At 52.9% G+C, this 14736-nt stretch carries 10 protein-coding genes; 9 read left to right on the top strand and 1 reads right to left on the bottom strand.

Features of this window, described 5'->3' with window-relative positions; genetic code table 11:
• Window positions 1-1660, top strand: a 1660-nt coding sequence (pheT, locus tag QZN53_RS07690; protein ID WP_163438439.1) for a phenylalanine--tRNA ligase subunit beta, incomplete at its 5' end; no start/stop codon positions are given.
• Between the two features lie 101 nt (window positions 1661-1761).
• On the opposite strand, the gene QZN53_RS07685 is transcribed toward pheT, so the two are convergent.
• Window positions 1762-2139, bottom strand: coding sequence for a hypothetical protein (locus tag QZN53_RS07685; protein ID WP_163438438.1), 378 nt, complete (start codon window positions 2137-2139; stop codon window positions 1762-1764).
• Window positions 2140-2357: 218 nt separating this feature from the next.
• Here QZN53_RS07685 and dnaX point away from each other — a divergent pair, with 218 nt between their 5' ends.
• The 8 genes from dnaX (at window position 2358) to QZN53_RS07645 (ending at window position 14734) form a co-directional block, all read left to right on the top strand.
• Window positions 2358-4118 carry a DNA polymerase III subunit gamma/tau gene (gene dnaX, locus QZN53_RS07680; RefSeq protein WP_163438437.1) on the top strand — a complete coding sequence of 587 codons (1761 nt, stop codon included), beginning with the start codon at window positions 2358-2360 and terminating at the stop codon, window positions 4116-4118.
• A 40-nt stretch (window positions 4119-4158) separates the two neighbouring features.
• Complete coding sequence (locus QZN53_RS07675; protein WP_073055755.1) at window positions 4159-4467, top strand: YbaB/EbfC family nucleoid-associated protein; 309 nt, start codon at window positions 4159-4161, stop codon at window positions 4465-4467.
• A 159-nt stretch (window positions 4468-4626) separates the two neighbouring features.
• Complete coding sequence (locus QZN53_RS07670) at window positions 4627-6042, top strand: TolC family protein (RefSeq protein WP_163438436.1); 1416 nt, start codon at window positions 4627-4629, stop codon at window positions 6040-6042.
• Window positions 6043-6061: 19 nt separating this feature from the next.
• Window positions 6062-7105, top strand: a complete 1044-nt coding sequence (locus QZN53_RS07665; protein ID WP_163438435.1) for an efflux RND transporter periplasmic adaptor subunit — start codon at window positions 6062-6064, stop codon at window positions 7103-7105.
• Window positions 7106-7118: 13 nt separating this feature from the next.
• On the top strand, window positions 7119-10265 hold the full coding sequence (locus tag QZN53_RS07660; RefSeq protein ID WP_163438434.1) for an efflux RND transporter permease subunit: 3147 nt from the start codon (window positions 7119-7121) through the stop codon (window positions 10263-10265).
• 128 nt (window positions 10266-10393) lie between these two features.
• A complete protein-coding gene (locus QZN53_RS07655; RefSeq protein ID WP_163438433.1) occupies window positions 10394-11644 on the top strand; it encodes a GspE/PulE family protein in 1251 nt (416 codons plus the stop codon).
• 24 nt (window positions 11645-11668) lie between these two features.
• Entirely contained in the window at window positions 11669-12682 is a 1014-nt protein-coding gene (locus QZN53_RS07650; RefSeq protein ID WP_163438432.1) for an MlaD family protein, read from the top strand.
• Between the two features lie 3 nt (window positions 12683-12685).
• Window positions 12686-14734: an ATP-dependent DNA helicase RecG gene (locus QZN53_RS07645; RefSeq protein WP_163438431.1), complete on the top strand. Its 2049-nt coding sequence runs from the start codon at window positions 12686-12688 to the stop codon at window positions 14732-14734.
• Window positions 14735-14736: the final 2 nt, after the last annotated feature.

Genomic DNA, 14736 nt, shown 5'->3' with positions numbered 1-14736 from the left:
TCTGATGGACGTGGGCCAGCCGCTCCACAGCTTCGACATGGACCAGCTGCATGGCAACAAGCTTAAGGTCCGCCGCGCCGCTAAGGGCGAAAAGATCGAAACCATCGACCACACCGCTCATGAACTTCTGGAAAGCGACCTCGTGATTTGCGACGGCGACCGTCCGGCTTGCGTAGCCGGCGTGATGGGCGGCGTTGAATCCGAAATTGTCGACGCCACCAAGAACGTGTTCCTCGAAAGCGCCTGGTTCAACCCGACCATCGTCCGCAAGCAGGCCAAGCGTCTCTGCATCTCGACGGATTCCAGCTACCGCTTCGAACGCGAAATTGACTTTACTACCCAGGACGAATACAGCCGCTACGCCTGCGCCATGATTCAGGAAGTCGCGGGTGGCCGCATTCTCAAGGGCACCGTCGAATACACCGGCGACGACCACAAGAAAAATTTGAACGAAGTCACGCTCCGCACTGCCCGCGCCGAAAAAGTCATCGGCATGAAGATTGCCGCAGCTGACATCGAAAAGTACCTCACGGGTATCGCCCTCGAAGTCGTGAAGAAGGATGCCGAATCCATCACCTTCAAGATTCCGGGTTACCGCCCCGACCTCGAACGCGAAGTCGACCTCATCGAAGAAGTTGCCCGCCTTATCGGTTTCGACAACATCCCGTACACGCTGCCGAGCTTCAAGATGCAGCCGAACGAACTGCCGCCGATCGAAGTCCTGAACCGCAAGATCCGCAAGACCTTGTCTGCAATGGGTCTGCACGAATGCTTGAGCCTGCGCTTTACGAGCAAGGCCCGCACCGAAGCTCTGTTCGGCGCCGAAAATGACGACCGCCGCAGCAAGCCAGCAGCGCTCCTCAACCCGCTTTCCGATGAACTCGGCGTGGTTCCGACCAGTCTCCTTCCGAACTTGCTCAAGAGCGTTGCCGAAAACGAAAAGAACCGCCCCGGTTCCGTTCGCCTGTTCGAAGTCGCCAAGGGCCAGTTCAAGCGCGACCGCAAGGACGTGCGCGATCCGGGCTTCGACGAATCGAACCTCGTCGCCCTCGCCGTTGCAGGGGCCTTCGACGTGAACCCGCTCAACGACAAGCCCGCCCAGATTGACTTTGCCGCCTTCAAGGGCTTGGCGCAGAATTTCCTCAAGCGCGTGGGCCTCGTAGTGGAATTCCGTGTTCCGGCTAAGGCAGAACTCTTCCTGCACCCGGGCAAGCAAGTCGAAGTCCTCGCCGACGGCGTGGTGCTCGGCACCATGGGTGAACTCCACCCGACCGCCATGGCCGCCTTCGATATCGGCTACACCACCTACGTGATGGAACTCGACATGGACAAGATGGAACACGCCACCCACAAGAAGATCGTGTTTGAACCGTTCAGCCGTCAGGTACCGTCTAGCCGCGACATTTCTATCGAAGTCGAAAAGACCATGACTCACGAGCAGATTCTCGCCCGCATCAAGGGTCTGAACCCGAAGAACCTCGCGAAGATTACGCTCAAGAGCATCTACGAAGGCGACAAGATCGAAGCCGGCAAGAAGAACCTGGTCTACAGCCTGACCTACCAGGCCATGGACCGCACCCTTACCGACGACGAAGTCAACAAGGCCCACAACAAGCTGCGTGACAAACTCGTCGCAAACGGCGACATCGTGCTCCGCTAAGTCGCATTCACTATCAAAAAATTAAACCGCTGAGGCAATTACCTCGGCGGTTTCTTTTTTTCAAAATTTGCAGCGGTTTGCGTCGCAAACCAAGCAGGCTTTTATTCCAGCGCTTCGCGAATCTGCTGAATAAAGTCCATTTCTTCGGGCGACACATTGCTTTCGTTGTCGTCTTCTTTAGAGGCGTTCGCTACGCGAAGCATGGATTCCAGCACCTTGCTCTTGAATTCGCCAGACTCATTCTTCAGGGCTTCAATACAGGCAGCGGCGCGGTCCTTGGCGGACTTGAACTTGGCGTAGGTATTGTTGAAATCGTCCCACGAAACATCCGGGGTCAGTTCGTCATGAATCGCATCGAGCGTATCGCTTTCGGCTTCGGTCGCCGAAGTGGAGCCTTCCAAGAGTTTGTCGGTTTCGTTTTCATGGAAAAGGCAAGCCACCTGCCAAGAAAGAATCAAAAGAGCCAAATTAGGATTCATCGTAAACCTCGCTAGTTATCTCGGACAAATAATACAAAAAATGTTGAATGTGAAATGTGAAATGAGGAATGTGGAATTGGCCAATTCACATCAGTCATTACACATCTCACACTTTTTTACTATATGGCGTTCTTTCAGAACGCATATAGTACGGCTCGGCAATGTCAAAATAACAAGTTATTTTGCCGCTGCTCTCGCCTTTTACTATATTCCCGCACATGGCATACGTAGCAATGGCCCGAAAGTGGCGTCCGCAATCTTTTTCCGACATGGTCGGTCAGGAACATATCGCAAAAACCCTCCAGAATGCAATTGAAGGAGGCCGCTTGCACCATGCATTCCTGTTTACCGGAACCCGTGGTGTCGGTAAGACCACCAGTGCCCGTATCCTCGCCCGCACGCTGAACTGCAAAGGCGGAGACCCGTTGCACCCCTGTGGAGAATGCGAAAGCTGCAAGGACATTGCCGGCGGAAACCCGATGGACGTGTTCGAAATCGATGCCGCTTCCAATACGGGCGTCGACAACATCCGCGACGTGATTGAACGTGTGCAGTATCCGCCAGTCATTGGCAAATACAAGATTTTCATTATCGACGAAGTCCACATGCTTTCGACGGGTGCCTTCAACGCGCTCCTCAAGACGCTCGAAGAACCGCCTGAACACGTGATTTTCATCTTCGCGACGACCGAAGTCAACAAGGTTCCGCAGACGATTCTCAGCCGCGTGCAGCGTTTCGATTTCAAGCGCTTGTCGATCGAACAGATCCGCAGCCGCCTGCGCTATATTTGCGAACAAGAAGGCATCAACGCAACCGACGAAGCCCTCGACATTTTCGCCGAAAAAGCCGACGGTTCCATGCGTGACGGCCTCACCTACTTCGACCAGGCTTACGCCTTTACCGGCAACGAAATGAACGCCGACGCCGTCCGTGGCGTCCTTGGCATTCCGCCTGTAGAACTCTTTTTCTCGCTGATTTCGTCTATCGAAAGCCACGACCTCAAGGGTTGCTTTAAAATGGTGGACGACGCCTGTAAGCGCGGCATCGAATTCACGCCCTTGCTTGACGGATTCGGCAAGTTCCTGCGCAACCTGCTTTACGCCCGCCTCGACGCCTTTACGCCCGACGCATTGAACATTTCCGAAGAAATGTTCACCAAGTACAAGAGCGTGGTGCCCGAACTCAAGAACGGCGACATCCTGCGTATCAGCAAGCTTTTGATTGACCTGCAAGGAACGCTTCGTTACAGCACGAACCCGCGCCTGCTGGTAGAAACCACGTTTGCTCGCATGGCATGGCTCGACAGGCTTACGGATCTAAGGCGTGCGCTTGCCGCCATCAACGACCCGAAAAGCGCCTCCGACGAGGCGTTAAAAAAAAAAGTAACTGATGTCCAAAACATGCTGGAAGCCGAGGAAGAAGCCAAGGCCTTACAGCAGCAGGACGAAAACCCCTTTGCAGCCCTCCAAAACGGTATTGCCAGCGGATACAATGGCGACGTTTACAGCCGTTACGAGATCTCGGCCGCCTGGGGTTCTGTCAAAGCCCGCATTGCCGACTCCGGCGATTTTGCATTCTCGGTTGCCCTGAACGATACCGTTCTTGAAACCGGCGACTTGAAGGCCACCCCCTTCCCCATCGCCCTCACCTACCTGGGCGACAACGCCAGCGACGCCTGGGGCGTAAAGCAGATGGAAGAGCACCCCGAATATATGGAGCGAATCAAGCATATGCTCGAAGAAATGCTCCAAACGCAGGTGGATCTTAGCCTCAAGAGCCGCGCCTTCAACGAAAGCGAGCTCAAAATTCGCAAGCAGGCTCAAATGTCGCCATTTGAGCTGGACATGGAAAAAGAACCCGGACTTCGAAAGCTGAAGGAACTTTTCGCCGCCGAACTGATTTACAGTCACAAGAGCAGTCGCCCCATGGCAGCCCCGCAACAAGCCGAAGGCTGCGACACCACCGAAAGCGACGAATAGTTTTCTATATTACCCCAAAACATTTAACGAGGACTACACTATGGATATGAGCAAAATGCTTCGCGATCTCCAGAAGATGCAGAGCAAGATGATGAAGGCACAGAGCGACCTTAAGGCACAGAGTTTCGAAGCCGAAGCTGGTGGCGGAATGGTGAAAGTCGCCATGAACGGAAAGGGTGTCCTGACCATGATCAAGATCAACCCCGATGCAGTCGACAAAGATGACGTGGAAGCCCTCGAAGACCTGCTCATGGCAGCCATTAACGCAGCCGTCAAGAAAAAAGACGACGCTACCCAGGAAAGCATCAGCGGCATTACCGGCGGCATGAAAATCCCCGGCCTGATGTAATCAAAACTACACAAAAGTTCACTATTACAGCCCGCCCCTCCGGCGGGCTGTTTTTCATCCCTAAAATTGGTCATTTCATCCCTAAATTCGCGTTTGAGCCCTTATATATGGAACAACAATTTTTTACATTTGCACCGCAAAATGTATATAGGAGATGGAATGTCAAGGCAATTAGCAGCATTATCGGCTATGGCGCTGTGCATTGCGGTCCCCCAGATGGTTTGGGCCACGACTTACACGCGCGAGGAAGCCGTCAAAATCGCCCTTGAAAAGTCCTCGGACGTCAAAACTGCCGAAGAAGAAGTCATTTCGGCAAATTCCCAGGTTGATGCCGGTTACGGCAACGCATTACCTTCAATCGATCTTGATGCCACCGTCACCCGTATTTTCGGTTTGGACGATGTAAACAACAAAAAGCCCATATTCAACGCGCTGAACCAGACCCAGTCTCAGTTGAATGACGGCTCTGAGCCTTCTGCCTACGACTACGTGAACGCAGGCGCCATCGACGGCCTGATTTACGGCATGTCCCAGCAAGGTTACCGCTGGCAGTCCAGCGTGGGCCTTACCGCCACCCAGATCCTTTACGCCCAAGGCAAGGTCGGTACCGGCATCGAAATCGCCAAGGCCTATAAGCACGTCAAGGAAGTCAACCTTGAAAACACCAAGGCAAACGTCCGCTACGACGTGGAAAACGCCTTTGACCAGCTCATTTTCCTGGATTCATCGATCGCTATCCTGTACCAGTCCAAGGACATGCTTCAGGAAAACCTGAATTTCGTGGAACAGGGCCTCAAGAGCGGCATAATGACCGAACTTGACTTGATCCGCATACAGCTCAAGATGGACCAACTGACCTCCCAAATCAACAGCATCGAAAAAAATCGTGTGCTTGCCCGCAACGCCCTGCTTAACACCATGGGCCTTGAATGGGATTCCGAAGTCAAGTTCCAGGGGGACCTCCGTGATCCTTTGCAGGGCTACACCTACCCCGATACCACCATGGCCAACGTAAAAAAGCGCCGCAAGGAACTGGTGATGCTCGAAGCGAGCGAAGAAATGCTCCAGAAGAACGTTTCTATCGAAGAAGGCGGCTACAAGCCGACACTCGTTTTAGTGGGCGGTCTCAAGTACAGCAACAACAAGAACCACTTCTACCAGTGGGACGCTCCGGATTGGGACGAAAACATCAGCAAGTACATCGCCTTGAACCTCAAGCTGAACCTCTTCAATGGCATGAAAACCAAGGAAGCGGTCGTTCAGGCAAAGTCCGACTTGCGTAGCACCCAAATCAAAAAAGAAACCGCCGAACGCGGCTTCCGCATGCAGATCGAATCTTGCGCCAACACGCTCGAAGATGCAAATTCCCAACTTGAAATTGCCAAGCGCCAAATCGACCTGGCTCAAAAGAATTACGACCTGACAAACGACAGCTACAAGCTCGGAAGAGAAACCCAGCTGAACCTTCTCACTGCAGAAAACGACCTTCGTACAGCGAAGATCGGCTACATGCAAGCTATCGTGAATTGGAACCAGGCTTACAACGCCCTCCTTCAGGCCACCGGTGAATATTAATAAGAGAGACGAGGAAAGAATGAACAAGACAGTTAAAACCCTCCTGACAATCGCTGTCGCATCGCTGATGCTTGTCGCCTGCGACAAGAAAGAAGAAAATGCCGAAAAGAAGGCATCGACTATCGAAGAAATCCAGAAAGAAAAAGGCAAGCCCGCCCGCGTAGTCAAGGCTGCCACCTCGAAACTTACCGACGTGCGTAAGTTCAGCGGCACCATCCAGGGTATCAACCAGAACAGCGCCATTTGCAAGATGGACGACCCGATTGCTAAAATCAACGTGCAGGTGGGATCCTCCGTCCAGAAAGACCAGGTGATTGCCGAATACCTCTTTACCGGTGATAACACCCAGTACCAGGAAGCACAAGAAAGGATTGCCGTTCTTGAAAAAGCAACTGAACGCATGCGTGAGCTCCATGCCAAGGGCGGCATTAGCCAGCAGGACATGGATAGCCAGGAACTGCAGCTCAAGATTGCCAAGATGGGCCTCGAAACCGCCCGCCGCGCTACCTTGATTCTCGCTCCTGAAGCCGGCGTGGTGACCGAAATCAAGTACAAGGTCGGCCAGACTCCGGGCAAGGGCAAGGAATTTGCCACCATCGCCAAGCTGAACAAGGTCATCTTGAAGCTGAACATCACCAGCAAGGACATCGGATTCTTCAAGAAGGGCGCTGCCGCTACCGTGAATGTCGCCGGCGAAACGCTCACGGGTAAAGTTTCCTTGATTCCGCTCGCAGCCGACCCGGCCACCCACTTCTTCCCGGTCGAAATCACTTTCGACAACAAGGCCAAGAAGCTCTTGCCCGGTATGTACGTGACCGCAGAACTCGACGCCCGCCAGGTGGAAGGCATCGTGGTTCCTGCCGAAGCAATCGTTTACCGCAACGGCATTAACGTCATCTGGACTGTCGATGCCGAAGGCAAGGCCCTTCGCAAGATCGTGAAGCTTGGCGTGCAGACCAAGAACGAAGTACAGATTACAGAAGGCCTTGAAGGTGGCGAAACCGTGATTGTCGAAGGCCAGTCCAAGATGAACGACGGCGACAAAGTGCTGATCGTTGAATAGGAGATGATTCTGAATGATTAAGGCCAGTATCTATAAACCGATAACCATGCTCATGGTCATTTTGACCGTGGTGGTTTTCGGTCTCTACACCTACAGCATGATGGTGGTGGACCTGATGCCGAAATTTGACGTCCCCGTGGTCACCGGTACCATCATCTATCCGGGTGCAAACCCCGAAGAAATTGAAACGACCATCATCAAGCCTATCGAAGAACAGGTGGAACTGGTGGACGGTATCGACTACGTGCAGTCGATATGCCTTGAAAACTACGGTATCGTGGTCGCCATGTTCAACATGGGTATCAACGTGGACGTGGCTGCAAACGACGTGCGTTCCAAGATCGAACTTGCCGCAGCCGACTTCCCGGATGCCGTGCAGGCCCCGATTATTTCGAAGGTGGACATTAACGGTGCCGCCATCATGTCCATTTCGTTTACCGGTCCGCTGAACTCCACGGAACTCCGCCAGAAGGTGGAGGACGAAATCGAACCGCTGTTCACCTCTGTTCCGGGCGTGGCAAGCGTTGACCTTTTCGGTGGTACCACTCGCCAGATTTCCATTGAACTTGACAAGGACAAAATGATTGACCGCAATGTAGACATTGCGACCATCATGGGAGTTTTCGGACAAGCTAACGTCAACAACCCGATTGGTGAAGTCATCGGCAAGCACAAGAATACGACCGTGCGTACCGCAGGTAAGTTCACCAGCCTCGACGAAATGCGCGACCTGGATATTCCGACCCAAACAGGCGTGATCAAACTTTCTGAAATCGCCGACGTCAAGGACACGATTGAATCGATTACTTCTGCTTCTCGCTTCAACGGAACGAACTCTGTTTCACTCGATATCAAGAAGCGTTCCGACGCTAACGTGGTTGAAGTTTCAAGAGGCGTGCTCAAGCGCATGGCCCAGATTCAGCAAACACTCCCCGAAGGGTTCGAACTTCACCTGGTTTACGACAAGTCCGAAGCAGTGAACGAAGCTATCGATAACGTGATTCAGAATATCATTATCGCAATCGGCCTTACGGCTGGACTTTTGCTCTTGTTCCTCGGCAAGTTCTCGACCATGTTCATTGCGGCCCTTACGATGCCGATTTCCGTGATTGGTGCATTTACCCTTATGTATTTTGCGGGCTTTGGCATCAACATGATGTCGCTCATGGCTCTGTCGAGTTCCGTGGGCCTGTTGGTGACGAACTCTATCGTGGTGCTTGAAAACATTAACGAAAAATTAAAACTTGGACTTGACCCGAAAGAAGCCGCCTACCGAGGCACCAGTGAAATCATGGTCGCCATCATGGCTTCGACACTCACCAACGTTTGCGTGTTCGTGCCGATTGCCTTCATGAAGTCCATTGCCGGTATCTTCTTTAGAACGTTCGGTCTGACCATGGTGTTTGCAACCTTCGTGTCGCTCTTGGTGACTTTCACCTTGACACCGCTCATGGCAGCCTACTTGTTCAAAGGCAAAAAGAAAGACGAAAACGGAAACATTATCGAAGAAAAGCCCTCGATTCTTGACCGTATTCTTGCGCTCTTCCCCAAGGCCCTGAATGGGATTCGCTTTGTGTACCTCAAGACCCTTTCGTTCTGCCTTTCTGTTCCGGGTGTTATATTCCAAGTCGTTGCACTTGGCGCAGGAATTTTCTTTGTGGGTGTTCTCGCGAAGAACTTCTTGACCGTCGAAGTGATGCCAAAACAAGACCAGGGCATGATTTCGGTGAAGCTTGAAATGCCTGTGGGTACTAATATCGAAACCACCGACAGCGTTGCACGTATTATCGAAGAGAGAGTCAAGGGTGTTCCCGAAATTGTGCACTACAGCATGAACGTGGGTGGCTCTAACGGTTTTACGACCGTAAACCAGGCTACCATGCGCGTAAAGCTCCTGAAGGACTGGGAAGGCCGTACTCGCAGTACCGACCAAATCGTCGACTCCTTGCGTCCTTACCTTGCAAACATTCCTGACGCCTTCATTTCCATCAAGTCCACCTCCGCCTCCGAAATGCAGAACAACTCTGCCGGCGACGTGGTGCTTGAAGTGAGCGGTTTGCACGCCGACTCCGTGGTAAAGGCTTCCGAAATCGTGATGGACAAAATCAAGGAAACCATCAACGGTATCGTAGACGTGAAGATGAGCTACGAAGCGGGTAAGCCCGAAATTCGACTTATCCCGAACCGTCAGGCTCTCGCCGATTACGGCATCACGCTCAAGACCGCCGCCAACTACAACTACATTGCAGTGAGCGGTTATGAAGCGGGCCAGTACACCGATGACGGTGAAGAATACGACGTGTATGTGCGCATGATGGAAAAAGACCGTCAGAGCCACGTAGACATCGAAAACCTCCCGATTTTGACGCCTAAGGGATACGTAAACGCCAACGAGTTGTTCTTCATCGAAGACGGTGCAGGCCCGACCCGTATTGACCGTAAGCGCAAGATGAGACGTGTTGACGTTTCGATGAACTTGTTGCCAGGACACACGACTGGTGAAATCATGGGCAAGGTCGGAGCGCTCGCCGCAGAAATGAAGGACCAGGTTCCCGAAGGAATTTCGTTCGGCTTTGGCGGTAACGCAGACATGCAGAATGACATGGTGGACGAATTCAAGACGGCTATCTTGATGGCTATCATCCTCACCTACATTTTGCTGATTGCCCTTCTCGAAAGCTTTGCCCAGCCGTTCATCATTATGACGACAATCCCGATGGGTGCTATCGGCGTGATTCTTTCCCTTATCGTTACCGGCAAGGCACTTTCGATGATTGCCCTCATGGCTATCGTGATGCTTATCGGTGTGGTGGTGAACAACGCTATTCTATTGCTTGACGAAGCAAACAGACTACTACGAAGTGGCGCGATGGGCAGACGATCTGCCATTATGACCGCAGGCGAAACCAAGTTCCAGCCGATTGTGCTTGCAACGTTTGCATCTGTGGTGGCTCAGCTCCCGCTGGCATTCGCTCTCGGTGGTAACGTGGCTGCCATGACCCAGCCGATGGGTATCGCCTCTGTGGGTGGCTTGATTGTGTCAGCAATCCTCACCATGTACTTGGTGCCGACCTTCTTCTGGCTCCCGAACGCCATCTTCCACAAGGCGAAAAAGAAAGCCGGAAATATCAAGAAGAATTTCCAGCGCCATAAGGCATAAGATTTAGACAATAGAGAGAGAAGTAAGTCCCGACTCACTAGAGTCGGGACTTTTTAATACCGTTCGGCTAAAAATCTTGCAAACAATGTGTTGCACGCTTACGCGGGAATGTTTTTTATTTTCACGATATGGAACGCATTCTTTCTACGAAATGGTGTCGCGAGCACGAGGTTGCCTTACTCGGCGAATTGAGTGTTGCCGTGACGAACGACTGCGATGACTTTTTGCTTCAGAAGGTGCGAACGGAGCTTGGCGCACCCGTGCAAGCCTGCATCAAGAGCAAGGCAGAGATTCATCAGTTGTTGAGCCTCGATTCCGAGAATTTTGACGATGACTTATTAAAGCCCGAGAATGCGCAAAACGCTTCTTGGGAATCCGAACCGATTGTGAATCTTGTTGACAGCCTGATTGAACAGGCCATAGACTTAAAAGCCACCGACATTCACTTGGAACCTGCAGCACAGACGTTTCGTGTGCGGTTACGGCAAGACGGATTGTTGAACGATTACAAAAACTTGCCCTTATGGATTTGCGAATCGGTTTTAGTCCGACTCAAGATTCTTTCGGAGATCGATATTACAGACAAAAGAATTCCGCATGACGGTTCATTTACTTTTAGCGGGTTACGCCTCAACGCAAGCATTCGTGTAAGCACGCTCCCCGTACAAGGGGGCGAAAAAGCGGTGCTCCGGATTTTACCGACAGCGAGTAGTCCGATTGCATACTCAAAGCTGGAATCGCTGCGTTTGAGTTCAAGGAATCTTGAGTTTTTGCGGAAAGTATTCCATAGCCCGCAGGGATTGTTCCTGGTAACTGGGCCGACTGGGTCCGGGAAGACGACAACGCTACACGCCGGGTTGCAAGAAATCGTGCATAGGCAAATCAACGTGACAACGATTGAAGACCCAGTAGAGTATCCGCTGGAAGGGGTGGCTCAGGTGCAGGTGAACGAAAAATGCGGGTTCACATTTGCCGTAGCGCTCCGGGCCATTTTGCGCCAAGATCCCGACGTCATCATGGTCGGCGAAATCCGCGACAAAGAGACCGCGCAAATCGCCCTCCGCGCCGCACAGACGGGGCACTTGGTCGTATCGACCCTGCACACGAATTCTGCCAAAGCCGGATTCACCCGCCTTGAAGATTTGGGCATTTCGCGCACGGCCCTGCAAGAATCACTCCTGGGCATTATGGCCCAGCGCCTGGTACGCTGCCGCCCGGCCCAAGCGCTCCCCTATTCGGGCCGCCAAGCGGTAGTCGAGATTCTTACGCCCGACGGCAATTACGTAGACGGTACACTTCGGGAAAACGCTCTGAAGCTAGTCAAAGACGGAATCACCGACTTTGCAGAAATCAAGCGCGTTCTTGGAGATGTGAGATGAGAGATTTTTACTATATTCTCGGCCATGAAGATTTCCGACCGGGCATTGGGCTACATTTCACTGGTTGCGTTGTTTGGGCTATTTGCCATCATCGCCTATAGCATGTGGGATGCCCATCATGAAGCGACCACGATTATCCAGGTCGACTTTGACGAACTCGGTTCCCTGCAGCCCGAAGACCAGGTAATGATTCGTGGCTATACGGTCGGAACGATTGGCAAAGTCCAATGGCTTGGTGACCGCGCCCGCGTTGAAATCAAGTTCAACGAACCTATCGTGATTCGCGAAGGCACCCAGTTCAACAACATCAACCACGCGATTATGGGCCAGCGCAGGCTCGAAATCATCCCGTCCAAGACGGGCAAGGTGCTCCCCGACGACTACATTCACACAGGGCACTTTGAACCGGGCATTGCCGAAGTGTTGCGCTACATCGAAAACGTGAACGCACAGGTCGAAACGATTCGCCAGGTGGTGTATCTGGTGACAAACGGCGACTCGACGCACCGTTCTGCAAGCGACCTGGTGGAATACGTCATTCGCAACATCGAAGTGGCGCTATCGAACACCGAAAGGACACTCCAGACTTTACAGCCGGCAATGAACAACCTGTTTAAGCAAGCCGACGTCGCCAGCCGCAACCTGCTTGTGGTTACGAACCAAGCGGATTCCGCCATCGATATCGTTACCAGCACCATCAACGAAAAGCTCGCTCTTGCGGAAAACGCCATGCAGCAGATTTCGGAAGGCGCAAACAAGACGAACGAGTTGATCAACAATATCGAAGCGGACCCCATTTACAGCAAGATTCTGTATTCTTCCGAAACAGTCGACAAGGTGAACGAACTGGTCAACAAGCTGAATGAAATCGTACGAGCAATCGATACCAAGGGTATCAAGATGCTTGACGAAAACGGCAACCCGATCAAGCCCTTCGCTTGGAAGAACCTGAACCTTATCGGAAAGACCGCTCGCGTGAAGGCTCGCGAACGTGCTGAACAGGCCCAAAAAGAAAAGGCTCAGAGCGAAGCAAAGTAAACCATGGACTTAAGCAATCTCCCCAAGATGGGTCCAAAGAGCCTTGAGGCTCTCAAGTCTGCGGGTATCGTTTCGCTTGCCGATTTTCTATTCAATATTCCCCGCACCTACCTGGACCAGACCAAGGTGACCGCCATCGGGAACCTGCACGTCGGCGACCGCGTCGTAGTGATCGGAAAGATTTTACGCGGCGGGATTATTCGCGGGCGCGGCAGCCGCTATGTCGCCACCCTAGCCGACGGCACCGGAGAATTGACACTTACATTTTTCCAGGGCGCGCAGTATCAAAGCAAGCGTCTGAAACCGGGAACCCGCTGGCTCGCCACAGGCGTTGTAGGCGAATACCGCGGATTCCAGATGACGCACCCCGACATGCAGCCCATGGACGAAGACGAACAATTCAGCGGCCAGATTCTGCCTGTGTATTCCATGACCGAGGCGATGATCAAGGCCCGCATTACGCAAAGGGCGCTTCGTAACTGGTTCAGCGTGGTGTTTCATTTTCCCGCTTTGACGCTTTCGGGAATTTGCCCTAGGGAACTCACCGATTACCTGCATTACAAGCCCGTCATAGACGATTTGCGCATTTTGCACAAGCCTGCCGACTTCGATTCGATTCGCAAGGCGAAGCGGGAGCTCAAGGTTTTGGAACTGCTCCCCTTCTGCTTGCGCATGGTGAAGCGCCGCGAGAACCAGAAGGTTCGCGGGCACGAAAGGCAAATTGACTTGGGCCAGGTCATGCTCGCCAAGTCGCGCTTGCCCTTCAACTTGACCGGCGGGCAGGACGCGGCGCTGAACCGCATTATCGATGGCCTGAACGGCAAAAAGCAATTTCACGCCCTATTGCAAGGCGATGTGGGCTGTGGCAAAACGGTGGTCGCCCTGCTCGCCATGCTGGCCGTGTGCGGCGCTGGCGAGCAATGCGCATTGATGGTGCCGACCGATATTTTGGCACGCCAACATTTTAAGCAGATGAAACCGTTCTTCGAAGCCGCAGGAATGCGCATTCAACTTTTAGTTGGGGCGACCCCCGCCGCCGAGAAGCGCCAGATTCTGGGCGAACTCCAGATGGGGCTTTGCCAAGCTGTCATCGGAACGCATGCGCTGTTTTCGAAAGATGTGACTTTTGCAAAACTCGGGTTCGTGATTATCGACGAACAGCACCGCTTTGGCGTGAACCAGCGCGAAGCCTTGCTTTCGAAGGGCGAATACCCCGACATGCTCGTGATGAGCGCCACCCCGATTCCGCGAAGTCTCGCCATGACCTTATACGGCGACTTGCAAGTGATTTCGATCAAGGAAAAGCCAGCAGGCCGAAAGCCCGTAAAGACTCGCCTCGTGAGCCCCGACAAGCGAAATGACATGAAGAAATTCATTTGCAGCGAGGCAAAGGGCGGAAACTTGTGCTACTGGATTGTAAGCCGTGTCGGGAGCGATGACGAAGGCAATGCCCGCAGTGTCGAAGATGTAGTCAACGAATTGCGTGCCTTTGATTCTAGCGTCGTCGTAGAAGGCATTCACGGCCAGATGGACGAAGAGCAGCGCGACGCCATTCTCAAGCGATTCGCAGCCGGAGAAGTCCATATTCTGGTAGCGACTACCGTCATCGAAGTCGGCGTGAACGTGCCCGAAGCAAACATTATGGCCATCGACCAGCCCGACCGTTTTGGCTTAGCACAGCTACACCAGTTGCGCGGGCGTGTTGGTCGCGGTGATCAGCAGGCCTGGTGTTTCTTGATGTTGCCCGATGGCGAGGCTGCCGCAAATTCGCTGGAACGCCTCACGCAATTCAGCCACACCGACGACGGTTTTGAGATTGCAGAACTTGACCTGCAAACCCGCGGCGCCGGCAACCTGGAAGGCAACGAACAGAGCGGCAGCTGGGTATTCCGTTGGTTTGACTGGATTGCCGACCAGGAACTCATCGCGCAAACCTTGCAAATGGCAGAAACCATTCTAAAAGACAAGGACTCCTTCAACGAAGAAGCCCGTGAAAAAATCCAGCTTTGGTACAGCGAAAAGAAATCCGCCAACGAAGACGGCGTGCATTAATC

This window comes from uncultured Fibrobacter sp. (assembly GCF_900316465.1).
Taxonomy (GTDB): domain Bacteria; phylum Fibrobacterota; class Fibrobacteria; order Fibrobacterales; family Fibrobacteraceae; genus Fibrobacter.
This window is presented reverse-complemented; position numbering and strand designations above follow the sequence as displayed.

Excerpts from the sequence above, each read along its gene's own strand:
- QZN53_RS07685 (WP_163438438.1), bottom strand. The coding sequence starts at position 2,139 with ATGAATCCTAATTTGGCTCTTTTGATTCTTTCTTGGCAGGTGGCTTGC.
- dnaX (WP_163438437.1), top strand. The coding sequence starts at position 2,358 with ATGGCATACGTAGCAATGGCCCGAAAGTGGCGTCCGCAATCTTTTTCC.
- QZN53_RS07675 (WP_073055755.1), top strand. The coding sequence starts at position 4,159 with ATGGATATGAGCAAAATGCTTCGCGATCTCCAGAAGATGCAGAGCAAG.
- QZN53_RS07670 (WP_163438436.1), top strand. The coding sequence starts at position 4,627 with ATGTCAAGGCAATTAGCAGCATTATCGGCTATGGCGCTGTGCATTGCG.
- QZN53_RS07665 (WP_163438435.1), top strand. The coding sequence starts at position 6,062 with ATGAACAAGACAGTTAAAACCCTCCTGACAATCGCTGTCGCATCGCTG.
- QZN53_RS07660 (WP_163438434.1), top strand. The coding sequence starts at position 7,119 with ATGATTAAGGCCAGTATCTATAAACCGATAACCATGCTCATGGTCATT.
- QZN53_RS07655 (WP_163438433.1), top strand. The coding sequence starts at position 10,394 with ATGGAACGCATTCTTTCTACGAAATGGTGTCGCGAGCACGAGGTTGCC.
- QZN53_RS07650 (WP_163438432.1), top strand. The coding sequence starts at position 11,669 with ATGAAGATTTCCGACCGGGCATTGGGCTACATTTCACTGGTTGCGTTG.
- QZN53_RS07645 (WP_163438431.1), top strand. The coding sequence starts at position 12,686 with ATGGACTTAAGCAATCTCCCCAAGATGGGTCCAAAGAGCCTTGAGGCT.